Annotated in this window: 17 protein-coding genes and 3 pseudogenes; 16 read left to right on the top strand and 4 right to left on the bottom strand. The window is 35.8% G+C overall.

Annotation, left to right across the window (positions count from 1 at the left end):
* The 7 genes from SJY24_RS25830 (at position 1) to SJY24_RS25800 (ending at position 5,340) form a co-directional block, all read left to right on the top strand.
* Positions 1 to 951, top strand: coding sequence for an ABC transporter permease (locus tag SJY24_RS25830; protein WP_377866681.1), 951 nt, complete (start codon positions 1 to 3; stop codon positions 949 to 951).
* 6 nt (positions 952 to 957) lie between these two features.
* The gene (locus SJY24_RS25825) at positions 958 to 1,809 is read left to right on the top strand and encodes an ABC transporter permease (RefSeq protein WP_001065299.1); all 852 of its coding nucleotides are present in this window, start codon (positions 958 to 960) and stop codon (positions 1,807 to 1,809) included.
* 27 nt (positions 1,810 to 1,836) lie between these two features.
* On the top strand, positions 1,837 to 2,829 hold the full coding sequence (locus SJY24_RS25820) for an ABC transporter ATP-binding protein (protein ID WP_377866680.1): 993 nt from the start codon (positions 1,837 to 1,839) through the stop codon (positions 2,827 to 2,829).
* Entirely contained in the window at positions 2,822 to 3,793 is a 972-nt protein-coding gene (locus SJY24_RS25815; protein WP_377866679.1) for an ABC transporter ATP-binding protein, read from the top strand. Before SJY24_RS25820 ends, SJY24_RS25815 begins: the two co-directional genes overlap by 8 nt.
* Positions 3,794 to 4,062: 269 nt before the next feature.
* On the top strand, positions 4,063 to 4,587 hold the full coding sequence (locus SJY24_RS25810; protein WP_212089386.1) for a hypothetical protein: 525 nt from the start codon (positions 4,063 to 4,065) through the stop codon (positions 4,585 to 4,587).
* A 288-nt stretch (positions 4,588 to 4,875) separates the two neighbouring features.
* Positions 4,876 to 5,037 (top strand): hypothetical protein, encoded by a 162-nt coding sequence (locus SJY24_RS25805; RefSeq protein WP_002150223.1) that lies wholly within the window; start codon positions 4,876 to 4,878, stop codon positions 5,035 to 5,037.
* A gap of 144 nt (positions 5,038 to 5,181) precedes the next feature.
* Complete coding sequence (locus SJY24_RS25800) at positions 5,182 to 5,340, top strand: hypothetical protein (protein ID WP_002087303.1); 159 nt, start codon at positions 5,182 to 5,184, stop codon at positions 5,338 to 5,340.
* Positions 5,341 to 5,557: 217 nt separating this feature from the next.
* Here the strand turns inward: SJY24_RS25800 and blaIII are convergent, their stop codons facing one another.
* The 4 genes and pseudogenes from blaIII to SJY24_RS25780 all read right to left on the bottom strand — a co-directional run bounded on the left by blaIII (position 5,558) and on the right by SJY24_RS25780 (position 10,222).
* Positions 5,558 to 6,505, bottom strand: coding sequence for a class A beta-lactamase BlaIII (blaIII, locus tag SJY24_RS25795; RefSeq protein ID WP_377866678.1), 948 nt, complete (start codon positions 6,503 to 6,505; stop codon positions 5,558 to 5,560).
* 816 nt (positions 6,506 to 7,321) lie between these two features.
* Positions 7,322 to 8,401, bottom strand: coding sequence for an RNA-guided endonuclease InsQ/TnpB family protein (locus tag SJY24_RS25790; protein WP_377866677.1), 1,080 nt, complete (start codon positions 8,399 to 8,401; stop codon positions 7,322 to 7,324).
* A gap of 5 nt (positions 8,402 to 8,406) precedes the next feature.
* Positions 8,407 to 8,706, bottom strand: a pseudogene (tnpA, locus tag SJY24_RS25785) (IS200/IS605 family transposase); the annotation flags it as partial.
* Positions 8,707 to 8,899: 193 nt separating this feature from the next.
* Positions 8,900 to 10,222, bottom strand: a complete 1,323-nt coding sequence (locus SJY24_RS25780) for an MFS transporter (RefSeq protein ID WP_377866676.1) — start codon at positions 10,220 to 10,222, stop codon at positions 8,900 to 8,902.
* A gap of 225 nt (positions 10,223 to 10,447) precedes the next feature.
* Here SJY24_RS25780 and SJY24_RS25775 point away from each other — a divergent pair.
* From SJY24_RS25775 to SJY24_RS25735, 9 genes and pseudogenes are all read left to right on the top strand, one after another.
* A pseudogene (locus SJY24_RS25775) lies at positions 10,448 to 12,036 on the top strand (ATP-binding protein).
* Positions 12,037 to 12,055: 19 nt separating this feature from the next.
* Positions 12,056 to 12,733 carry a response regulator gene (locus SJY24_RS25770; RefSeq protein ID WP_377866675.1) on the top strand — a complete coding sequence of 226 codons (678 nt, stop codon included), beginning with the start codon at positions 12,056 to 12,058 and terminating at the stop codon, positions 12,731 to 12,733.
* A complete protein-coding gene (locus SJY24_RS25765; RefSeq protein ID WP_377866674.1) occupies positions 12,730 to 13,683 on the top strand; it encodes a tripartite tricarboxylate transporter substrate binding protein in 954 nt (317 codons plus the stop codon). Before SJY24_RS25770 ends, SJY24_RS25765 begins: the two co-directional genes overlap by 4 nt.
* Positions 13,684 to 13,986: 303 nt before the next feature.
* Complete coding sequence (locus SJY24_RS25760; RefSeq protein WP_377866673.1) at positions 13,987 to 14,301, top strand: hypothetical protein; 315 nt, start codon at positions 13,987 to 13,989, stop codon at positions 14,299 to 14,301.
* 364 nt (positions 14,302 to 14,665) lie between these two features.
* On the top strand, positions 14,666 to 16,150 hold the full coding sequence (locus SJY24_RS25755; RefSeq protein ID WP_377866672.1) for a reverse transcriptase domain-containing protein: 1,485 nt from the start codon (positions 14,666 to 14,668) through the stop codon (positions 16,148 to 16,150).
* 698 nt (positions 16,151 to 16,848) lie between these two features.
* Positions 16,849 to 19,151: pseudogene (locus SJY24_RS25750) on the top strand (MrcB family domain-containing protein); the annotation flags it as partial.
* Positions 19,126 to 21,564, top strand: a complete 2,439-nt coding sequence (locus SJY24_RS25745) for a DUF2357 domain-containing protein (protein WP_377867312.1) — start codon at positions 19,126 to 19,128, stop codon at positions 21,562 to 21,564. The pseudogene SJY24_RS25750 and the gene SJY24_RS25745, both read left to right, overlap by 26 nt.
* Positions 21,565 to 21,811: 247 nt before the next feature.
* Positions 21,812 to 23,665 carry an N-6 DNA methylase gene (locus SJY24_RS25740; protein WP_377866671.1) on the top strand — a complete coding sequence of 618 codons (1,854 nt, stop codon included), beginning with the start codon at positions 21,812 to 21,814 and terminating at the stop codon, positions 23,663 to 23,665.
* A 57-nt stretch (positions 23,666 to 23,722) separates the two neighbouring features.
* Complete coding sequence (locus SJY24_RS25735) at positions 23,723 to 25,189, top strand: type I restriction-modification system subunit M (RefSeq protein WP_377866670.1); 1,467 nt, start codon at positions 23,723 to 23,725, stop codon at positions 25,187 to 25,189.
* Position 25,190: the final 1 nt, after the last annotated feature.

Genomic DNA, 25,190 nt, shown 5'->3' with positions numbered 1-25,190 from the left:
GTGTATAAAGTAATTGCAAAGAGGCTTTTAAATGCAATTCCGCTTTTATTTGTTATTTCTATTATTTCTTTTCTATTAATAAAACTAGCGCCGGGCGATCCCGTTCGAAACTTTGTAACGCCGAATATGAGTCCGATTGACGTCGAGCGTATTCGCAAAAGTTTAGGACTAGATCAACCGATTTACATGCAATATATTTTATGGTTAAAAAATATTTTAACAGGGAATTTTGGATACTCACTTCAAAATCACCGTCCTGTTTTAGAACTTATCACAGAAAGATTACCCGCAACAATCGGGTTAATGGGATCATCTTTACTCGTTTCATTTGTAATCGCAATACCACTTGGACTATTTACAGGGGTGAAAAAGAATTCTATTTTTGATCGCATTGTGAACTTTATCTCCTATGTGGGAATCTCAATGCCAGTCTTTTGGTTCGCGTTACTATTAATCTACTTATTCTCTTTAAAGTTGAACCTGCTTCCGAGTATGGGTATGCGCACAGTCGGTCAAGATTCCTTCTTGGATATTGTCCAGCACGGCATTTTACCTTGCATGGTGCTTGCGTTCCAAAATATCTCTGTCTATATGAGATATATTCGTTCAAGCACAATCCAGCAATTAGAAGAAGATTACGTACAAATTCAATATGCGTACGGTGCTTCAAAGAAAACAGTTTTATTTAATCACGTACTTCGAAACGTATTAATACCGATCATTACAATTTTCGGATTATCCATTCCAAGTTTAGTAGGCGGAGCGTTCATTACGGAAACCGTATTCTCATGGCCGGGACTTGGTTCGCTCGGGGTGAATGCTATTTTTAGATTTGATTATCCAATTATTATGGCAATCACATTATTATCATCGTTCATGTTAATTCTCGGTAATTTAATTGCTGATATTTTATATGGCGTAGTAGATCCGCGCATTCGAATGAGGGGGTGATTTGGAATGAATAATAGGAGATTTCAAACGATAAAAAATAGTTTTACGAAAAATAAGTTTGTACTAATGGGAGTTATTATACTTGCGGTTTTAACAATAGCGTCTCTTTTCGCATTCGTATCACCGTATGATCCTAGTAAAATGTCGATTCCAGATCGTTTACAAGAACCAAGTTTAAGTCATCCTTTCGGCACGGATGATTACGGAAGGGATTACTTAACGAGGGCGTTATATGGCGGAAGAGTTTCGCTTGCGGTTGGTTTTCTAGCGATGGTTGTTTCTATTACAATCGGGACCGCAGTAGGAACAATTAGCGGATATTTTGGCGGAAAGTTAGATAACTTCTTAATGCGAATTGTTGAAGTTCTTATGTCGATTCCATCATTCTTTTTAATGCTGTTATTAAATGCGTATTTAAAACCAGGAATTACAACGCTTGTTCTTATTATCGGATTATTAACGTGGATGGACACCGCGCGTATCGTAAGGGCAGAAACGTTATCTGTAAAAGAGCGTGAGTACGTTTTATATGCAAAAGTATCTGGACAAAAATCACTCATGATTATTATAAGACACATCATTCCTAACATTTTATCAACCATTATAATCGCAGCGACATTAACAATTGCGACATCTATTTTAATGGAATCATCACTTAGCTTCTTAGGATTAGGTATTAGAGAACCAGATTCTTCTTGGGGCAGCATGCTAAATAATGCGCAAGGATACATAGGTGAAGCTTGGTATTTAACACTCTTCCCAGGGTTCCTTATTTTATTAACAGTACTAAGTTTTAACGTAATCGGTGAAGCGTTGAAAAAAGCTTTCGCACCAAAAGGGGCTCATCATGAGAACTAATGCTTTAAGTGAGGGGGAGTGAAAAGCGTGTCTGAAAAACTATTAGAAGTAAAAAATTTAAAGACTTCTTTTTTCATAGAAGACGGCGAAGTAGAAGCGGTTCGTGGCGTTTCATTTAGTCTGAAAAAGGGTGAAGTCGTCGGGATTGTTGGCGAATCGGGGAGCGGAAAGAGCGTTATGGCGAAATCCGTTATGGCTCTTGTTACGTCGCCAGGGAAAGTGAAAGAAGGAGAGATTCTTTTTCAAAATGAAAACGTACTTTCTAAATCGGAAAAAGAATTACGCTCTATTAGAGGAAATCAAATTTCACTTATCTCCCAAGATCCAATGTCGGCATTAAACCCAGTTGTGAAAATTGGAAAGCAAATGACGGAAGTAATTATTCGGCATCAAAAAGTGAAAAAGAAAGAAGCACAAAATATCGCGGTCAGCTTGTTAAAACAAGTTGGTCTTTCTTCACCGGAAGAAAGGGTAAAACAATATCCACATGAACTAAGTGGTGGTATGAAACAACGGGTTATGATTGCGATGGCGATGTCTTGTAATCCAGATCTTCTCATTGCGGACGAACCGACGACAGCGCTTGATGTAACGATACAAGCGCAAATACTAGACTTAATGAAAAACTTAAAAAACGAAACGAATATGTCGTTATTGCTCATCACGCATGATCTTGGAATTGTTGCGCAAAACTGTACACGCGTCATCGTTATGTACGGCGGGCTTATTATGGAAGAAGGACATGTACTTGATATTTTCCAATCGCCGAATCATCCATACACGAAAGGGCTATTAAACTCTCTGCCAAAAATATCGAACGGCGTAAAAGAAAGACTAGCGCCAATTCAAGGTGTAACGCCAAACTTACTACACCCGCCGAAAGGTTGCCCATTCGCAGAGCGTTGCCCACATAAAATGGACATTTGTGAAAAAGAACGTCCACCATATTTTGAAATTGGAAACGGAAGACGCTCTATGTGCTGGCTAAACGATGAAATAGTAGGTGATTCCCATGCATGAAGAAAACTTAATTGAAGTTCGGAACTTAAAAAAGTATTTTCCTATTAAAAAAGGACTATTCGGCAGAAAAACAGAGCAATTAAAAGCAGTCGATGACCTAAGCTTCACAATTAAAAAGGGTGAAACATTTGGGCTAGTAGGAGAATCGGGCTGCGGAAAATCAACGACAGGAAGAAGCATCATTCGCTTACACGATGTCACTTCAGGTAACATTCTATTTGATGGAAAAGATATCGCGGACCTAAAAGAAAGTGAACTAAAAGAATATCGAAAACGAATGCAAATCATTTTCCAAGACCCATACGCATCATTAAACCCGGCAATGAACGTATTCCAAATTATTAGCGAACCGATGAACATTCACGGATCTCATACAGCGGAAGAAAGAAAAGAAATCATTCTAGACCTTCTCAAAAAAGTAGGCTTAAAAGAAGAACATCTATATCGCTACCCGCACGAATTTAGTGGAGGCCAAAGACAGCGCATCAGCATCGCGCGCGCACTATCTGTAAAACCGGACTTCATCCTATGTGACGAACCAATCTCAGCACTAGATGTCTCAGTCCAAGCACAAGTCGTAAACATGCTGCAGGATATTCAAGAAGAAACAGGCGTCACATACTTATTCATCGCACATGACCTATCCATGGTAAGACACATATCAGATAGAATCGGAGTCATGTACTTAGGAAACATAGTAGAAATTGCCGACAGCGAAGACCTATACACAAAACCGGCACATCCATACACACAAGCACTACTCTCATCCATGCCAGAACCAGATCCAACAAACACAGGAAAAGACCGGATCATTCTAGAGGGAGAAGTACCAAGCCCACTCAACTCACCATCCGGCTGCAAATTCAGAACGCGCTGCAAATTCGCCACTGAAAAATGCGCGCAAGAAGTACCGAAGATGGTTGAGATTGCGAAGGGGCATGAGGTGGCTTGTCATTTGTTTTAGAGGGAGAGCATCGGGGGAACCTGGTGGTATTTCAGTTGGTAATATGATAGCTGGTATGGCTTGTAGCGTTAAATAATTTATATAATAAACAATAAACAATTGATCATCTATTTTTCTTTACATAATCTCCAGATACAGTCCATATCAACTATAGATTCTTGTCTTATGCTAAATGTAATCAAAAAGCAAGTAGATAAAGATAATGACTAAAGCATTAACTCTAGATACTTTTTTGATGAATATTACAAATAAACAGGAGGTAATGAAAAATGATTAAAACATTATTAGCAGGAGCACTTTTAAGTACAGGATTGGTAGCGGGAGGTGCAGTAGGTGCAGATGATGCGAAAATGGACAATTTAAAATCAAATGAAGGTAGTTCAAATCAAGTAATTACACAGAGTGCAGATGGAACAACGTCTTTCTCACAAAACTTTGATTTACCTAAAGATGCAGTGCCAGCAACTCCTAAAGGAGACGCAAAAACTGTTGAAAGAACAGAAGGTACAGGTTCTCAAGAAGGAAAAATGGTACCAACAAAAGAAGGTACAGATTCTCAATCTGGATTTGAAATGGGAGCCCCTGAAAAATCAGAACATGCAAAAACTGTTGAAAGAACAGAAGGTACAGACTCTCAAGAAGGAAAAATGGTACCAACAAAAGAAGGTACAGATTCTCAGCCTGGATTTGAAATGGGAGCCCCTGAAAAACCAGAACATGCAAAAACTGTTGAAAGAACAGAGGGTACAGACTCTCAAGAAGGAAAAATGGTACCAACAAAAGAAGGAAATTAAATAATATATAGTTATAACGAAGAGCATCCAAAAAGTGGTGCTCTTTTTATATTATAGGGATTAACTAGTTTTACTCAATATAGAACTGTAGGAGGAATTCAAACTAGAATATGGGTTACTGTCTCTTCAAATTATGGTGTTTGAAGCACTAGTTTTGGTGGTAACGTTACAACATAAACATTTTATTAGAGATTTTTTAAATTTACATACACTCTAGATAGACTACATATCAACTTCAGATACTTGTTTTATGATACAAGTAATCAAACAAAAGGAGGGCAATACAAAATGATTACAACAGTATTAACAGGGCACTCTTTTAAGTACAGGAGATTATTAACAGGTGGAGAAAATGTTGAAGATGTACAGACAGATAAACATATTCCATATGAACAAAATGAATTGCAGCAAACTCTAGAAAAGTACGATTCGAAGAAATTTGAGTTATAAAAAGAAAATAGATAAATATAGTGAAAATAGATAAATTGACAAGAGAAAAGCACTTTGTGTATATCACAGGTGCTTTTCATTTTGATATAGGGCTTGAATTAAATTTTCACACTAAAATATATACGGCAAAAAGGGGGGAGTTCATTGCACAAAGTTATTTATGGAATATTAATTTTAATTTATACTTTGTATTCATTTTTTGTAAGTGATGGAAGTGAAGTAAGGTTTATTATGGTGTTAACTATAGTACTTATTTTTTCTGTGGTTTTAGAAAAAGGAAATGCAAACAAAACGACTGATTAAAGGTCTTTTTGTTTGCATTTTTTAGTTGGCTATTAAAGTCCAGATGTTTTAGGGATAGCACCAAATCGCTATCAAGCTTAAAAAACGATTTATCCCCAAACAATAAAAATTAGCTTTTTATTGCAAGTTAGCACCAAATTTCGTTTTTGGGACACTATTAAATTTTTAGTTGATGAAAACACCCACCTAAAATAGAAAACTTTTAACCTATTATCATTTATTCCGTAGCTTTTAAGGTATTTAACACGACTTTGGTTGCGTCTGCAATAAGTTTATCATCGTATTTAGCATCTTCTTTATCATGATTAGAAAGTATAGCAAGAACAATCGGCTTTTTATTTGGTGGCCAAATAATTGCGATATCATTTCTTGTTCCGTAAGATCCCGCGCCTGTTTTATCAGCTACTTCCCATCCTTTTGGTACGCCCGCACGAATCAATTTATCTCCAGTTGTATTTCTCTTCATCCAATCTACTAATAGTTCACGTTTTTCTATTGGAAGTGCAGTTCCTAATGTAAATGATTGAAGTGTCTTAGCTATCGCTTCTGGTGTACTGGTATCATGTGTTTCTCCTGGATTCACTTCATTTAATTCAGGTTCAAATCGTTCTGAAGTAGTAACAGTATCTCCCATTTCTCTCAAGATTTTTTCAAATTCAGAGGGCCCCCCTAACTGTTTAAGAATCAAATTATGTGCTGTGCTGTCACTATATCGAACGGAAGCATCTGCAAGTTCTTTTAACGTCATTCCTGTATCAACATGCTTTTCAGTAATTGGATTATAATTAGAAAGATCTTCATGAGTATACGTAATCCTTTGATCAAGAGCTTCTAATGAGTTCTTGCGTAAAAGAGCACCCACAGCTAATGATTTAGATGTAGATGCAAATGCAAAACGATCATCTGAATGATAGGCAACAGTTTGATTTGTACCTGTGTCCAGTGCATAAATACCAAGCTTAGCATCATATTCTTTTTCAAGTTTAGCGAAAGATTGATTACCTGTATTTTCTTGTTTAATTTGATTAGCTTGATTCGTTTGTTTAGGTGGTTCAGATTGAGTATTACTATTGGAACAGCCTATAAGTGATACACATGAAAGTAATACTACAGGCACAATCTTTTTGTAATGTAAAATGTTAAAGAACTTGTTTAAAACGAACATAAATTTTCAACCTCTTTCAAGAATATATGGATTTTGTCTAGGTATTCTAAATACCAATGCAATTAAAGATGGCATAGGGTAACAATACTACTGCAGCTAAAATTTCACAGGTTAAAGGACATCCAAAACGTTTATCCCGCATTAACGGGCAGTAAGACCCCCATCTCAAAATTCAGCGGAAGCAAAGAAGTTAGGTGGGGGTCGGGCTGACCGTAAAAGCCCGATTGGTGAGGGCTGATAATCAGTGGGAGATGAACAAAACCCCCACTGATTAAAGTTTCACTTTATATGATTGATAAGTCACGGTTTGGGTTATTTCTTTTTTGTTTTCACTTGTAATGGCTCACCTGTGAAAGTATTACAATATATACTTTTTACTTTTGGGAATAATAAGTCCTTTCTTTTTTTTGTAATACATAAAAATAGATGTCGAACGGGATATGTTGTATCCAATCTGGACAACTAGTATTAGAAATACACTTATTAGACACTCTAAGGGATAAATTTGTTCCACTTTAAGATGAGGAAGAATTTGGGGTTTGTAAAATAACAATGGAACTACGCGTTTTTTCGTCATACAAAAACCTCTACATATAAGTAGAGGTTTTTAAATTGTATATTAATGAATTATGCTTTTTTAGATAAAGCAAATCGAATTCAGTTGAGACTCCCACGACTAAAGTCGCAAGCCCGAATCCTTACGGATTTACGGGTGGGATTCTTGAATGACTAAACGTTCGCAGTCCATTTCTGTTTTAAACAGCCTTCAAGATGAGGGCATCTCATTGCCCCTCCTAAACCAGACCATATAGGTGCTTAGGCTGATTGACTGTTACCATCAATCACAGTTGCGTAGCGAATATTCATCGCCCCAACGATATCACGATGTGTCCCAAACCCACATGGACACTTGTATTTTCTGTCTTGTACCTTATTCTTTTCAGCACATTTCGGACAGCTTTGACTTGTATAAGCCGGATTTACATATTCAACCTGAATACCAACTAATGTTGCTTTATACGCAATAAATCGTGACAAACGATAGAATGACCAAGTGTGTAGGTTCTTTTCGTTTTTACGGCTTGTTCTTGCCGTCTGTCTTATATTCGTTAGTTGTTCTAAACGAATGACAGAAATATGATTAGCAATCGCAAAATCAATGATTTCACGACTTATTTTGTGATCTTTATCTTGCATCCATCTTTGTTCTTTATCATCAAATCGCCGAATCGCATTCACTTTTTTGTCTTTTCCTAACTTCTTACGAACACTACGAAACTTACGCTTCCTATATTTATTTTGCCTACCATTCCCAAAGAAACGAACCTTGTCATCGTCTGTGATTGCTACCGCAGGGACTTTGAGACCTAGGTCTACTCCTAAAATTTTCGTCCCTGCTCTTTCATTTGTAGGAAGTGTGACAGATATTTGGGCCATCCACTTATTCGATTTCTTTGTGATACGAAGTGTACCTAACTTATGTTTTAACAAATCCAAATTGCGATTTTTTTTATCGATTAATAAAGCACGGACCTTTAAACGAATTGACTTTCCTTTTACCTTAAACGGGATTGAAATATGAGTGGAGTCAAATGAATAATTTTGATTGTTCCATACACAAACAGGTCTCTTTAAAATCGGAATGATTTTATACTTGCTTTTCTTTACTTTTGTAGCAAATAAACTTTTCGCGTCTTTAATTGCTTGATTCTTCACCGCACTTGGTATATTCGCTTCAATATCTTTCGTACTTTTTTTCGTACTTTCCTTTGCTTCAACCATTTCAGATATAAGTGTATTTATGAGTTTAATGTACTCTCGGCTACTTTGTTCCAATAAACGAATTTGTTCTTTTGTGGGGAGCAATTTCACTTTCACTGTTAGGGTCTGTGACATACGTTTCACCCCTTTGTTTTTTGATTCTCAACATACTGTTTTATTGTCTCATTTGATACATTTCCAGCAGTAGAAACAAAATGGGAACGCGTCTATAAACTTTGCAAGTGCATGTGATGAGGGCATTCTTCTCTCAAACGCTTTGATGTCACTCCTTTTATTTTTGCCATTGTATCAGCAGGACTAAGTGTTGACAGTGTATTTAAAAACAAATGAACGTGGTTGGTATCCTATTCCATTGCGATACTAACAATATCAAGTTCGTTACATATCTCTTCAACCAACACTTTGAAACGTTCTTCTATAATCATTTATCATAGTTACAATGTATCATTTATTTTCGAAAAATTACAACAAACAGACCCAAAGAAACTACCTATACTTTGGATACTTAAAGTACCACGAACCTTACGGATTTTAGTGGTACTCCGTATCCAACCTCACTTTCATCCCATGCCTAAAGGCAATGGGCTCTCTCGTTCGGAAAGGGCTGTAATTTTAACTAGATTTATTATTAACTAATGTATCCCCACCACTAAGCTCCGCCTCAATCTGCGAAGTCTTCGATGACTCATCCATACGCCAATACGTAATGAAGCTGATCGCGATACATCCAGCTACGTAGAAGTAGAATAGTGATTCCATCCCGATACTTTTTAGCCATAAAGCGATGAACTCGGCTGTTCCGCCAAATATCGCAACAGTTAGTGCATATGGTAAACCGACGCCAAGTGCGCGAATTTCAGTTGGGAAGAGTTCTGCTTTTACAATGGCGTTAATGGATGTGTAACCAGTAACGATAATGAGACCGACCATCATGAGTAAGAATGCTACCATTGGTTCTGTCGTTTTTTCCATAAAGAAGAAGATTGGTGCTGTTAGTAAAGTTCCGAGAATACCGAAAGCCATTAATAGTGGGCGGCGTCCAATTTTATCGGATAATAGCCCTGCAATTGGTTGAAGTACAACGAATATAAGTAGTGCGGCAAAGTTAATCCAGCTTACAACTTCTTTCGGAAGACCGACTGTGTTTACCATGAATTTTTGTAAATATGTTGTGTACGTATAGAATGCAACAGTGCCTCCTAGTGTTAGGCCGACTACTGTTAATACTGCTTTCGGGTGTTTCATAAGAGCGCGAACGGTTCCTGCGCTTTCGCGGTTTTTCGATTCCATATTTGAGAACTGCTCTGATTCATCCATTGTACGTCGAAGCCATAATACAGCTACTGCTCCCATCGCACCAATAATGAATGGAATACGCCATCCCCAAGCTTTCATATCTGGTTCGCTTAGTAATTGCTGAAGAACAATTTGAACGCCTAACGCAACCATCTGTCCAGCAACGAGCGTTACATATTGAAAACTTGAATAAAAACCACGGCGTCCACTACTAGCCATCTCAGATAAATATGTTGCGGAAGTTCCATACTCTCCGCCAAGTGATAACCCTTGCAGTAAACGAGCAAGAACTAAAATAATTGGCGCCATAATACCGATGCTTTCGTAACTAGGTGTACAGGCGATAATTAAAGAACCACCGGCCATAACTGTAATGGAAAGAGTTAATGCTGCCCGGCGTCCGTGCCGATCTGCATAGCGTCCCATTAATAAACTTCCGATAGGGCGCATTAAAAATCCGACTGCGAAAATAGCTGCTGTGTTCAATAACTGACTCGTTGGATCTCCTTTAGGAAAGAACTCTGCTGAGAAGTAAACAGCGAAAGCAGAGTAAACGTACCAGTCGTACCATTCAATTAAATTGCCGACGGAACCTTTAAAGATATTGCCGGCGACTCGGTTTGATTTTGCTTGAGCCATAATAATTCCTCCTCTTGCTTATAAATAAAATGATAATTATGAAAGCGTGTTCAATGTAGTTGAATTGTACTGTTCTTTAATTGAAATCTCAATATTATGATAATTTTATTCTTTTTGTACTTTATGTACATGGAGAGTTTTAATAGTTGCTTCATTATTAGTTTTGTCATAATAATAGAAAAAGGAGATTGATAGTTTTGAATATTTTATCAAAGGATATGGAGTATGAAGAAATCACGCAAGGTGTCATTACAAACGAAAATAGTAAGCTTAATTATTACGTTAATTTTATTTGTTGTTCTTCTATTAGCGGGAATATTTGTTTACATTCAGTCCGTTGATACGAAGCGCCAAGTGGAGCAGCTAGCACTACAAACAGCTAAATCTCTTTCTTTTATGCCAGCTATAAAAGATGCTTTTCAATATAACGAGCATAAAAGTACTATTCAATCCATTGCGGAACAAGTTCGTGAGCAAGCTGGTGCAGATTATGTAATTGTGGAAGATCGTTATGGGGTTATGTATTCACATTCTAATTCTGAGTTGATTGGAACAAAGAGTAACAATTTATATAACTATGAAGCACTTACTTTTGGTGGCTATTATACACTCGAAGGAAATGGTGCAAGTGGCCGGCCTTAATGGCGAAAGCACCTATTATTGTTCATAACGGAGACTACGATCAAGTAGTAGGTGTTGTGACAGTAGAGTTTTTAATAAAAGGTATTGAATCGAACATACTGAGCAGAACGAAAGAAATTATCCTCTTTTCCTTAGCGGTGTTACTAGTTGGAATTGTTGGTGGCATTCTTTTAGCGCGTAGTATTCGCAAAGATACACTCGGTCTGGAACCGAATGAAATCGCAGCGTTATACCGGGAACGAAGCGCAATACTACTATCTATAAAAGAAGGGATTATCGCCATTGATCAAAATGGTTTTATTACAATGATGAATACGTCGGCAGAAGAGATGCTACATGTAAATGATGATTATATGCAGCAACACATTTCAAAAGTTTTACCGGAATTTAATATGGAGAGAGTGCTAGAAAACGATCAAGAAATTGCGTTTCAAGATAAAGTGTTTATTTTAAACATGACGCCGATACGCGAAAATAACAGTACGGTAGGCGTTGTATGTAGTTTTAGAGATAAAACAGAACTGCAAAACCTTGTGAACACAATATCTGAGGTAAGAAAGTATTCCGAGGACTTACGCGCTCAAACGCATGAATTTACAAATAAGCTTTTCGTCTTATCGGGATTACTTCAGTTAGGGCATTACAAAGAAGCAATTGAATTTATCCAGCAAGAATCTAATATTCATCAAAGTCAAAATCATATTTTATTCCATCAAATTCATGATGCGAAAGTACAAGCTATTTTATTAGGGAAAATTGGAACAGCATCGGAGAAGAAAATTGATTTTCATATTGAAGGAGATAGTGCGCTTCATCCGTTACCAGATCATATAAAAGTATCGCACCTTATTACGATCCTTGGAAATATAATTGACAATGCATTTGATGCGGTGAGCGAACGAGAGGAAAAGAGTGTTTCCTTCTTTGTTACGGATATTGGACATGATATTGTGTTTGAAGTGATAGATAGTGGAGCAGGAATACCAGCTGAAAAAAACACGACCATTTTTCAAAAAGGATTTTCAACGAAAGGAAATGATCGTGGTTACGGACTAGCAAACGTGAAAGAAATGGTAGATGTACTAGAGGGAACAATTGAAATTCAAAACGAGAAAAATGGGGGAGCTATTTTTACAATTTACCTTCCGAAAACATTGAGAGAAAGTACATGACAAACAGGGGGATGGGCATATGTTGAAGGTTGCAATTGCAGAAGATGATTTCCGCGTCGCACAAATTCAGGAAGAGTTTTTATTAAAAATAAAAGATGTAAAAGTGATTGGAAAAGCATTGAACGCGAAAGAAACGATGGAACTACTACAAAGGGAAGAAATCGATTTGCTTCTATTAGATAATTATTTACCAGACGGAATCGGAACAGACTTATTACCGAAAATTCATGCTGACTTTCCAAACGTTGACGTCATTATGGTTACTGCGGCAAATGAAAACCATATGCTAGAAAAAGCAATTCGAAATGGCGTAAGCAACTACCTTATAAAACCGGTCACGTTAGAAAAATTCGTTCGCACAATTGAAGACTATAAAAGAAAGAAGCAATTATTACATAGTAACAATGAAGTGAATCAAACACTCATCGATAACTTCTTCGGCATTTCGCAAACACAAGATATAAAAAACTTACCGACAGGAGTGGATCCGTTAACACTGCAAAAAGTGAAAGGGATTATAAAAGGATTCGAAGAGGGCATTACAATAGAAGAAATGGGAGAACAAATGGGAGCCTCCAGAACAACCGCAAGAAGATATTTAGAATACTTAGTAGCGACAAACGAATGCACAGTAGAGTACACATACGGCATTATAGGACGACCAGAACGAAAATATTGTATAGGACGAGGACTATGAAAAAGCGATTATTACTATGTATATGGATTATGACAGGAGTAATAACTGGTTGTTCTTCAGAAAAAACTCAAACGAATACAGTAAACATAGACAAAGTAGAAATCGTTGCGCCAAACGTTCAAGGGGCAGGATGGGACTTAACAGCACGGGCGATGCAAAAAACACTGACAGAAGAAAAAATCTTCACAAAACCAATCACTGTCACAAATAAAGTAGGTGGCAGCGGTGATGTCGGATGGAAATATACGAAACAAAAAGGCGGTCACGTACTGGCGATTAACTCAAGCTTACTCATAACGAACAACCTACTAGGCCACAGTAAACTAACATATAAAGACTTCACACCGCTCGCAACACTCGCATCAGATTGGGAAGTCGTTGTCGTATCAAAAGAATCAAACATAGAAAACGCAAACGAACTCATGGAACAACTAAAACAAGACAAGAAAAACTTCAAAATCGGAGTTGCTCCCGGCCTAGGAAACGACGATCACCTATCCTTCGTACAAGTAAGCAAAGCATTCGGCATAAAACCAGCCGAACTACAATTCTTCGTCTACGAAAACAAAGAAAGAATCATAAACGCTCTAACGAACAAACAAATAGGCGCCGCAACCATGACCCTATCCGAAGCCGAAAAACAATACAAAGCCGGCAAAATAAAAATACTAGCCGTATCCGCACCAAAACGCCTAGACCGCCTACCAGAAATCCCAACATGGAAAGAACAAGGAATCAACGTCATCTTCCAGCACTGGAAAGGAATTATGGGCCCAAAAGATATGACGGAGGAAGAGGTTGCTTATTGGGATAGTGTTATTAAGAAGATGGTTGAGAGTGATAGTTGGAAGGGGATTTTGAGGGAGAGAGGGTGGAATTCTTATTATAAGGATAGTGGGGAGACGAGGGTGTTTTTGGAGGAGAGTAGTGGTTGGTATGGGTTTCGGTAATAAGCTACTCTCTTTTGATTTTGCTAGAAATAACTCTGTAAAGTATTTATTACTAAGGGATTAAATCCGAAAAATGAAGGGGATGATTAGTTGTACTTGAAGTATATAGATAGACTTTGATATTGAATTGAGAGAATGCTGGGAAGGGTCTCTTGCTTTAAAAGCGCAAAATGTTTATTGATCATGAATAATATGGATAATGATGTATTTTTATGGTATTAATGATGTATAATACATTTATGGATTTTTATCTAGAACCCTAGTATCTAATAGATGGGGCTTATTTAAATGGAGGAGATTTACTTGAATACAAAAACAGTGCAATCAACAGAAGTAGTAGTTATAGGAGTGAAAAAAGTAAGTTTTGAGAAAGATGGTAAGAAAGTTGAAGGGACGAAAGTATACTTAGCTGATAAAGATGAACTGATTCAAAACACATCGAAAGGTTATCTTCCAGCTGAACGTTGGTTCACAGGATTTGAAAAGTTTGAAGAATTTAAATCAGCCGAATTACCAGGTAAGTATCAAATGGAATATAATATTCGTTTAGATGGTAGCAAGGCTAATTTAGTTATTCATAAATTCAGTTTTATAGAAAATGTAACATTAGGTCAATAATTTTTGGTTTATTTAGTATAAACTGCTATAATTATAGTATGTGAGCATGCTAACATAGGGTTAGGGTCCAATGTAGTGTTAGTTACATTGCCTCTATTGAGGTCACTAGTTTCAGTGCAAATGATGTATACTTATATTATACCATCAAACACTGATACGAATATGGAGGCGATTATCTTGCAACAAATTATTGAAATTATACTTGCAGTTTCGTCTCTCAAAGATTAGTAGCCTAAGGAATTATTCTTAGGTAACTTATCTTGTGTAGAGTTTACTCTAAATAAATTAGAGAAGCGGTTCGACATTCCCTCTCCTAACGCCGCATAAATCAAGGAGAGGGCTTTTTTTATTGAGGTGATAAGTGTTGGACAGAAATTTAGATGATGTATTGAAAGAATTTGCCACATTAGAAAACATTAGACAAATATATTTAGAGTATGAACAAGCAAAGACAGACACGATGTATTTCCCTCCTAAGGTAAAAGTGCAAATGGGTGTAGATGGTATAGATTGGAAATCTTTTAGGGCTAATCTAGATCACCATTGTAAAAGTATTGCTGATCGTATTATTTCTGGAAAGTATTTCTTTAAACCGTTTCGAGAAGTAGCTATACAAAAAAAGGGAGGTAAAAAAGGGGAGCATAGATTAATTTCAATTGCGAGCATTAGTGATATGTTAGTTCAAAAATTGATTCATAAGTGTATATATCCCACGGCAGAGGTAAAGTTTAGAAAGTTATCAAACGCAAGTTTTGCCTATCGTGAAGGATATTCAGCCCCTTTGGCTGTAAAGTACCTGTATAGATATATAAAAGAAGGATATAATTATGTTTTTGATGCGGATATAGAGAAGTTTTTTGATACAATTCCACACTCATTATTAAAAGAGAAATTATCAACTTTTGCAGGCGGAGAAGATACATTAATTTATAGATATTTAAAAAGATTTGTATCGGTGGATAGAGTATTGGCTGAGTCGTATGTACACTTGGAGGGAAGAGAAAATATTTTTAAATATCAAAAGCCAAGTCGAACTCGCAGAAAAGCTGGAATTCCTCAAGGGGGGGTATTTTCAGGGCTTATAGCTAATATTTATATGCATGAGTTTGATCAATGGGTTTTGGAGAATTTAGGATCTAAATATGACATTAAGTATATGCGGTATGCAGATGACTTTTTAATTTTATATAAGAGTGAGAATATTGAGGGAAGAATTAAAGCGGAAGTTAACAGTAAACTGGAAAGTATGGGACTAAATATAAATTGGGGTAAAACCGAAACAAAAATCGATCTGTTACAAGAAGCGACATATGTTGAATATGTGGGATTTGCAGTGTCTAAGACGGGGGTAAGGATTAAACAAGAGAATATAAGGAAATTTAAGTTGGGAGTAATAGATGTTTTAAGTAGAACTCATATAAATGAGTCGACAAATAGTTTGAAATTTTTAATTACCAGGCTAACATTTAAATACTTAGGAAATGAAGCTGTTGGTCTACAAAGGTGTAGTAATTGTGGCATGTATGAGAGTCGGAGAAGTTGGCTAAGCTACTTTTTGGTTATCAATGATGTACAACAACTAAGGGCAATAGATACCTGGGTAAGGAAAAGTATCTATAGGTGGTATTATATATCAACTGGAAAACGCCTAAACGCTAAAACTCTTAGATCGTTAGGGCTTTTAAGGCTGGAAGATATTTATAGAAAGATTAAAGCAGAAGAAAAAATAGTAAAATTGGCTGAGAAACAATCTGAACAGCAGGTAATACGGACATGTTACTGCAAGCCTTTAGATGCAAGGAAAAGCAGAGAATATCTGCTGCATAAACTGCTGTTTTATAATTATTAAATTCTACATGCAGAATGTAGAAGGGTTCAAAAAATCGCCTAGATAGATTTTTTAAATCGCTGTCAAAATATAAATTTTAGTAATGTTTATCAGAAAATTATATGTAATTCAGGCTGCACTATCTAAGGGGAGGCCTATTTTTTGTATATGAAAAATATATAAAATGAGCACGTAAAAATGTTGTTGCTTCAAGATATGTACGCTGCAAAAACAATTGTAAAAAAATTGAGTGCTTTACTCTAATGGAAGATATGATGAATGAAGTTTATTTGGAAGTGAATGGGTAACAAAAATTGAAGAACCTCTTATTGTGCCTGTAGTATAAGGTGATAAGGGGTTCTTTTTATTTGAGGATAGATTTATGGAATAAATGATATTATTTTATTCAGATGTTTTTTCTCTTGAGGGTAGTTTGATAAAATAACAGTAATTGTAATTAATTGTAGCTACGGGGGGGGGGGGGAGAGATGCTAGATAAAATAATGATCGAATTTATTAAAGTAAAGCACTGAATTACTCATATCATTGATAGTAAATGTAATTGGATTACGACGATAAAAAATAATGAAGTATATGTAGAAAGGGAATTTGGAATAGAAGAAGAGTTGGATTTAGAATTTAGTGTGAATGGTGAAGAGATTCAACAAATTTGGCGAGACTTAATAAATGTTCAATTAGTTAATGTTAACGATTTTGTACAACAAGAGGAACGGAATGCTTTTCTAATATCGCTATTTGCAGCATTACCTTTTGTAAAGGTAACAAAGATTAATGGAGAAAATGCCATTGCATTTAAAGAGTTCCAAACTGATAATCTACCAAGTGAAAAATACGATAAAGTCATACTCTTTTTAGAAGAGATAATGAATGGGACATATAATCCAAGTACGTTACGTGACAAACGGATGGAAATTTATATAGAGTGAAATCTAGTGCACGCCAGGATTTGAGGTTATTGGGTTTTTTGAATGAATCTCATGAAATAAATAAGCTACCATTAAATGAATATGTTCAATCGGAAGATAAAAATGTCTACATCGCCCAGTTAGTTTTAAAGCAGGAATATTTCCGACATGCTTTATTTGTTCTTGGAATGTTAGAGAAGTATTCAAAGGATAAAAAGAAAGCCGCTCTAGTTGATTTTGGAATGACGATTGTTCGAAATTCATTAGGAGATAATTTAATGGTTGAATCAGTGGCGAAGAGGCGTACGGGTAACTTACTGGATTGGCTGGAACAAGTAGGACTAATTAATGATGAATGGATTCCTGTTGAACAATATGAAAAAGATGATGGAGAAGAGAGCGGTAATATGAACAGTAATTTGCGTGAAAAGTTTTTAACGGTTATGAATGAATATTTACAGGCAAGAACAGAAAGATTTGCGGGTCATAAAATGGGATCAGTTGTTAGGAATGAAATGACAACCGAAATAACGAGATTACCATTTATTGATCATAGTCAGTACGTTGTCACAGGATCAGTTGGACAAGGAAATTGGGCTGCTGTTCCATGGCTTGCGATCATGAATAAAGACATTACGAAATCTACGCAGAGTGGTTATTATATCGTTTATTTATTTAGTGAAGATATGGAGCAATTATATTTAACGATAGCACAAGGGGTAACTAAAACGGATAAAGATGAATTGGATAAAATTAAAGAAGAGATTCGCGAGCAAATACATATGTCCCAAAAGGTGAAAAAAGATGATGAGATTTTCCTAGGGACAAGCCCAAAAGCAAAAGGATATGCGAATTCAACAGCGGCTTATATTGCGTACGATGCTAATAAAATGCCAAGTGAAAAAGAGTTAGTAGAAGATCTAGAAGAAATGCTTCGTTATTATGAGGGATTTATTGCTTACAAAGAGAAAGGGACGAAATATGAAATGATTTATGAGAGGAAAGAAGTGTATTTAGATCAGCAATCAATTATCGATCACGTGTCTTCTTATATTCAAAGTAAAGGTTTCTTTTATGAGAAAAAGGATCTTGTTAATTTCTTCCTTTCATTAAAGGCGAAGCCGTTTGTGATTTTGTCAGGTATTTCAGGTACAGGGAAAACGAAAATTGTTCAGTGGTTTGCGGAGAGTTTAGGGGCTACGGAAGAAAATGGACAATTTACGCTTATTCCGGTTAGACCTGATTGGAGTGATAGTTCTGATTTGCTTGGCTATGTGAATCTTCAAGGCGAGTTTCAAGAAAGACCGTTAATTAAAGTTCTTGAAAATGCAGATGCAAATCCAAATAGGCCGTATTTTTTAGTGTTAGACGAGATGAATTTAGCTCGAGTGGAATACTACTTTAGTGATTTTTTAAGTGTGATTGAAAGCCGTAAATGGAAAGATGGAAAAATTGTTACGTCACCAGTACTTCCAGAATCAATTACGAATAAGCATATTACGATTCCATCAAATGTATATATTATCGGGACGGTAAATATGGATGAAACGACACATCCGTTAAGTAAGAAAGTATTAGATCGTGCGAATACAATTGAGTTTAATACCGTTAACTTAGATTATTTTAATTTCTTAATGGATATAGAAGAGAAGGAAGCTGAAATTGCTTCAAATCGCTCTTTAGAAACTGAGTATCTTCATCTGAAAGAATGTTTTAAAGAAAATGAAGATCTTGTGAGAAATATATCAAACATTTTAATAGAAATAAATAAAATACTTGAATCAGTTGGAGCTCAAGTTGGATATCGTATACGAGATGAAATTTGTTTCTATATGGCATATAACGAACAAGGGAAGTTATTGTCATTCGATGAAGCACTTGATTATCAAATATATCAAAAGGTTTTACCGCGTCTTGCAGGGAGCGATGGAAGAACAGAAGAGGTATTAAAGCAGTTGTATGTCTTATGTGCAAATGAAGAATATGATAGTGGCAATAATGACGATTCCTATGCTAAGTATCCTCGTTCAGCTAACAAGTTGTCTCATATGTTAAGGAGGTTCGAGTATGATGGTTTCACCTCTTTCTGGATCTAATAATGAAATAGAGCTAGTTAAGATTGAAACAGAGGAGTTATCATTGACGATTAAGGGAAATCCTTATCATGAAAAATACGAGAGTTTAAAAGAATATCACGCTATGAATGCAGATGAAATGATGTATTTTCATGTAGATGGGAAGACGGAATCCGTTTCTGTATTTGATGCGAGATTGCAGAGGCTAGACGAATGGAACGAACACCCGCCAATCTTTTTTGAAAATAGAAGTTATCAGCTTGTTGTTGTTCCGAAAAAGAACCAACAGCTTTCATTTTATCATGAACATCCGGGTTTTCGAAAACAAGTTAGTTCTATTCAAATGGGGTCACTTCATGTGTTAATGGGGAATCTTTCATTCCCAAATGAAGTAGGAAATACAACATTTGAAATTAAAAACGAGCAAGATACTTTATTAACTATTACATTTGAAGTTTTTCCGGCAAAACTTGATTATAAGGATGATTATAGAGCCTTATTAGATGAGGTAAATGATGAAATTTATAATTTAGCGTTTCATTTACTAAAGAGAACTTACTTAGGAGCATCTGCAATTTACGTTACAAATCCATCGAAGAGTGAATTCTATCGTATTTTAAATGATTCCTTTGAGCGATTTATGAAGTCAATCTCTCATATAAAAAGACAACCACATCATACGCTTATGATTAGGCATCAACTTGTACGACACGAAAAAATTCGTAAATTGGATTCTGTCGGAATGAACTATTTGCGAAAGCGACCATACTTGCTGCAAGGAGAAAAAAGTATACCGACTAAAGGGATTACAGCTTATAAGGAAATTTCTTATGATACGCTGGAAAATCGATTTGTTAAATGGATGATTCAAAGAGTCGTACATAAAATAGATGATTTACTTAAGGCGCTAGAGCCAAAGTCTAGATATACACGTGGTGTAACTGATGAAGATTTGCTAGAGCGTGTAAAAAATATGAAGTATCGAATGAAAAATGAATTGAATGATCCATTTTGGAGAGGGATTGGAAAATTAGATCGCTCAGTCTTTTCGCTCGTTATCCAAATGGCTACAGGCTATAGAGATGCGTATCAAATCTTCTTAATGCTATCGCGAGGTTTAACATTAAGAGGACAAATTTTCAAAATGTCAGTAAAAGATGTCGCAAGGTTATACGAGTATTGGACGTATTTAAAGCTTGGACAAATTTTATCGGAAAAATATATACCGCTTCATCAAGATGTTATTCAAGTTAAACAAGATGGTTTATATGTAACGCTAGACGAAAGTAAAACTGCGAAAAGAACGTTCAAACATCCAGAAACAGAGGAGGTAATCGAACTTTACTTCCAGAAACGAAACAGTGAACTGCCAACAGTTACACAAAAGCCAGATACGATGCTTGCTATTGAGAAAAAGGGAAAGAACTATCAATATCAATACATTTTTGATGCGAAATATCGAATTGACTTTGCTGAAAGCTCTCATTATAAAAGGAAGTATGGCGCCCCTGGTCCAATGGAAGAAGATATTAACACAATGCATCGTTACAGAGACGCACTAGTAGTCGAACAAGAGGGGCCTTTTGAGCGAACAGCTTACGGAGCGTACGTACTATTCCCGTGGAACCAAGAGGAAGCGTACGAGAACCATCCATTTTATAGAAGTATCGAAAAAGTAAATATCGGTGGCTTTCCATTCTTACCAAACGCAACAAGACTAGTCGAACAATTTCTAGACCATCTCATTGAAAAAAGCCCAGAAGAAATTATAAGAGAAGGCATCCTTCCAAGGGGCGCAAAAGAAGAATGGCACTCCTCGCTAGAAGAAAAAGTATTGGTGGGCAGTGTGAAAACTGAAGCCAACTATGAAGCATATAGAAAAGAAGGCTTATACCAGTTACCAGTCACACAGTTAAAACCAGGATGGCAAGAAGCAAAGTACATAGCATTATATGCACCGAAAAAATGGCGTGGAGAAAAAGGTGGAATTCAATACATAGCCAAAATCAAGCATATTCGAATGCAACAAAACGACGAATATATATATTTCGAACTAGAACCATGGAAAAAACTAGACCACCTCATCCGTCCAGTAGGATATGGCATTCAAACATATACAATAACAACTATGTCGTTATTAAAAGAAGTACAAGAACTCCCAGAACTCTTCATGAAATCAAAAGAAGAACGAGTTCTTTGGAAAACGCTGCGCCGTTTTACGAAGCAAGTTAAGGTTGAGCTGGATCATAACAATTTAGATGAGGCTTCTTCTGTTAAGAATTATTATGTGCAGGATGTTCAGATTTGGGTCGATTATGAGAGTGGGGTTGTTATGGTGGGGAGAGATGGGCGTGTTAAGGAGGTTCCTTTGGAGTTGGTTGTTGGTAGGGGATCAGTGTTGTTTAGGGAGGTTTTAGAAGTGCGGACCAAATGAGGGGATAAATGGAATTAGCAGTTACAAGTAAATAGTGAGGTGGTTAGTATAGAGTTATTTATTGGGAGATAGTAAACATGATTATGTAGTAGGGATAACTTTTGTTTAAAATTAATTTAGTGAATAACAAGAAACTGTTCCTATGAAAAATGATAAACAGGATAATACATAAAGTTAGTATTGATTATACTAACTTTATGTATTATATTTATTTTATAAATGAAAATGATGTTTAAGGAGATATGGTATGCAGAAAGAAGAGATTATTTCTTCTATATCAGATATATTACGAGGTACAGTAGGGCACCAGTTTTTCAGTGAATCATCTATTACAATAGGTGTTTTATTAATGATGGAAAAACAAAAAACACATACTTTAAAGCAGCTAGTACAAAGTCAAAATATGGAGGATGAAATAAAAGAATTTATCGAGCAATTAGGTTTTGAAGAGCATATGAAAAAATGTATGTGGGATCGAGTACATACATGGATTCAACACGTATCTTCTAGACATATAAGTGATATTTTACTTCTTTTAGATAAAGGGATAATTAATAATAAGGTGTATGAGATAATGGATGCATGTATTTGTTTAGATAACCATACCCATTCCATGTTTCTTCCAACACCTCGTAGTACTAATCATATTGTGGAGAATTATTTTAAATCGAATTATCAAGATTTTTTGACGTTTTATGATGGAACCGCTGGGTACGGTATCTCAGCAACTTCACTCATGAAGAAATATCCAAACGTTGAATTGAATTTACAGGAGGTGAGCTTGGAAACTGCAGCTATTTTAGAGATTAGATTGCACTTGCTAAATGTTGAGGCAAATATCACTGTGGCGGATGTGCTAGAAGAACCCATGAAAAAAGAAAGAAATCAGATGCAGCAATTTGATTTTGTATCGATGTCACCCCCTTGGGGATTAAAATTATCTGAAGTACAAATATCAGCAATGAACAATGATCCATTTAAACGTTATGTATATGGTATTCCATCTCGTTCGCAAGGAGATCTTGCGTTTGTGAGTTGTGGTTTAAGTGCGACAAAATCAACAGGGAAAGCAGCGTTTTGGTTGCCAGCTGGAACTTTATTTAGAAGTGGTCCAGAACAAAAAATACGTCAGCGATTAATTGATTTAGATTTAATTGAAGCAATTGTTTTATTGCCAGGTAATCTATTAGCTTCATATTCTTCGATTGAGTCTGTCTTGTTACTTTGTAACAAGGATAAGACGGCAAATCGTAAGGAGAAAATCTTGATGATTAATGCAAGTGAACTTGGTACTTCAAGTCGAAGAGAAACTTACATTGATGATGCTAATTTACAATTGCTAGATGATATTATAAATCAAGGTTTAGAGAAACAATCATTCAGTAAATTTGTAATGAATAATGAAGTGAAAAACGCGCAATTATCACCAGAAACTTATGTGTACAAAGAAGAAATAGAGCTTGAAGAATTCGGAAATGTTAAGTTGAATCTAGATGCTTTAAATGATGTTAAAACATCACCTCTAAAAGATATGGCGCAGTTGTACAGAGGATATAATGTTTCACCGAAAGATGAAAGCGAAAATGGAGAATATGGAGTATTAAAGATTTCAGATATTGTAAATGGTGATATTCAATTTGATAAATTGAATAAATATAATATCCGAAATAATGCTAAAATTGATAATAATCGTATTGTAAATGATGATGTCTTATTATCAATTCGTGGTGTGAATCGTAAAGTGGCGATATTCAAATCAAATAGAGCTGATGTATTAATGTCCCAAAATTTTGTTGGTATTCGTTGCAGTAACTCGTTACTTCCGATGTTTTTGAAATTATACTTAGAGTCACCAATTGTACAATTTTATTTTGTTAAGCATATGGTAGGGTCTACAGTTCCAAATTTACCAATAAAAGATATAAATAATCTTCTAGTTCCAGTGTTATCCATTGAGGAACAAGAAGAGATTGTTAGGAAATATGAAGAAGAAACTATCAATATTACTAAAAAAATAGAAGAATTGGAAAAACGTCAAAAGCAGTTAAAGCTTGAAGCATTTCAGAAAATGGGCTTACAAGATACATTTGAAATTCTATAAATCTGATTTCAAATGTACAGTGTACTATATTATTAATTGATAAAAGGCGGGAATGACATGATTACAGGTGAATTGAAAAATAAAATTGATGGAATTTGGACAACCCTTTGGACTGAGGGCAGTACTAACCCTTTAACAAACATTGAGCAAGTAACATACTTGTTATTTATGAAGGGTTTAGATGAGGGAGAATTAGCAAAAGAACAAGATGCTGAGCTGTTAAGGTTAGAACATGATGGAATTTTTCCAAAAGGTAAGCCGTATCTTCGGTGGAATGTATTTAAAAATTTAGGTGATGCGGAAGATATGTACAATAAGATGGTGCAAGAAATTTTCCCATTCATCAAAGAGCTTGGTGGACAAGATGAATCCGCATTTTCTACTTATATGAAAGATGCTATTTTTCAAATTAACAAACCATCTACTTTGCAACGTGTTGTATCAGCCATTGATGGTATCCAAATGGAAGATCGGGATACACAAGGTGATGTATATGAGTACCTATTATCAAAATTAGCAACTTCTGGCACAAACGGTCAATTCCGTACACCGCGTCATATCATTAAAATGATGGTGGAGCTAATGAAGCCTACTCCAGAAGATGTAATTATTGACCCAGCAATGGGATCGGCAGGGTTTTTAGTTGCAGCAAGTGAATACTTACGTAAAAATCACAATGATTTATTCCTTGTACAGGGCTTAAAAGAACATTTTCATCACGATATGTTCCATGGTAATGATATGGATACAACAATGTTACGTATCGGTGCAATGAATATGATGCTACATGGGGTAGATGCACCAAATATCTCGTATCGTGACTCACTTTCGGAAGACAATAAGGAGAAAGTGAAATATACATTAGTATTAGCGAATCCGCCATTTAAAGGTTCATTAGATTATGAAGCCGTTTCAAATGATTTACTAGCCGTAGCAAAAACAAAGAAAACCGAATTGTTATTCTTGACATTATTCTTACGTATTTTAAAACCAGGTGGCCGTGCAGCAGTAATTGTACCAGACGGCGTGTTATTTGGTAGTTCAAAAGCTCATAAAGAAATTCGAAAAGAAATTATTGAGAATAATAAATTAGAAGCAATTATTTCGATGCCAAGTGGTGTGTTCAAGCCTTATGCAGGGGTATCGACAGCGATTATGATTTTTACAAAAACGAATGCTGGTGGTACGGATAACGTATGGTTTTATGATATGAAAGCAGATGGCTATTCATTAGATGATAAACGTAACGAAATCGAAGTGAACGATATCCCAGATATAATTAAACGTTACAATAATTTAGAAACCGAAAAAGAGCGTAAGCGCACAGAAAAGTCATTCTTTGTGCCATTTAAAGAAATTAAAGAAAAGGATTGGGACCTTTCAATTAATAAATATAAAGAGATTGAGTATGAGGAAATTGAATATAGAGAGCCATTAGAAATTATTAGTGATATGGAGCAACTAGAAGCCGAAATTTTAGTTCAATTAGAGGGATTAAAAAGAATGTTAAAGAAGGAGCATTAAG

The organism is Bacillus sp. R86525, assembly GCF_042466195.1.
In the GTDB taxonomy this organism is placed as follows: Bacteria; Bacillota; Bacilli; order Bacillales; family Bacillaceae_G; genus Bacillus_A; species Bacillus_A nitratireducens.
Note: the sequence above shows the minus strand (reverse complement) of the source record. Positions and strands in the feature narration are given on the sequence as shown.

Bases quoted from the DNA above. Each gene is read 5' to 3' on its own strand.
- SJY24_RS25735 (WP_377866670.1), top strand. From the start codon at position 23,723: ATGATTACAGGTGAATTGAAAAATAAAATTGATGGAATTTGGACAACC.
- SJY24_RS25815 (WP_377866679.1), top strand. From the start codon at position 2,822: ATGCATGAAGAAAACTTAATTGAAGTTCGGAACTTAAAAAAGTATTTT.
- SJY24_RS25745 (WP_377867312.1), top strand. From the start codon at position 19,126: ATGGTTTCACCTCTTTCTGGATCTAATAATGAAATAGAGCTAGTTAAG.
- blaIII (WP_377866678.1), bottom strand. From the start codon at position 6,505: ATGTTCGTTTTAAACAAGTTCTTTAACATTTTACATTACAAAAAGATT.
- SJY24_RS25770 (WP_377866675.1), top strand. From the start codon at position 12,056: ATGTTGAAGGTTGCAATTGCAGAAGATGATTTCCGCGTCGCACAAATT.
- SJY24_RS25805 (WP_002150223.1), top strand. From the start codon at position 4,876: ATGATTACAACAGTATTAACAGGGCACTCTTTTAAGTACAGGAGATTA.
- SJY24_RS25810 (WP_212089386.1), top strand. From the start codon at position 4,063: ATGATTAAAACATTATTAGCAGGAGCACTTTTAAGTACAGGATTGGTA.
- SJY24_RS25825 (WP_001065299.1), top strand. From the start codon at position 958: ATGAATAATAGGAGATTTCAAACGATAAAAAATAGTTTTACGAAAAAT.
- SJY24_RS25740 (WP_377866671.1), top strand. From the start codon at position 21,812: ATGCAGAAAGAAGAGATTATTTCTTCTATATCAGATATATTACGAGGT.
- SJY24_RS25780 (WP_377866676.1), bottom strand. From the start codon at position 10,222: ATGGCTCAAGCAAAATCAAACCGAGTCGCCGGCAATATCTTTAAAGGT.
- SJY24_RS25765 (WP_377866674.1), top strand. From the start codon at position 12,730: ATGAAAAAGCGATTATTACTATGTATATGGATTATGACAGGAGTAATA.
- SJY24_RS25790 (WP_377866677.1), bottom strand. From the start codon at position 8,401: ATGTCACAGACCCTAACAGTGAAAGTGAAATTGCTCCCCACAAAAGAA.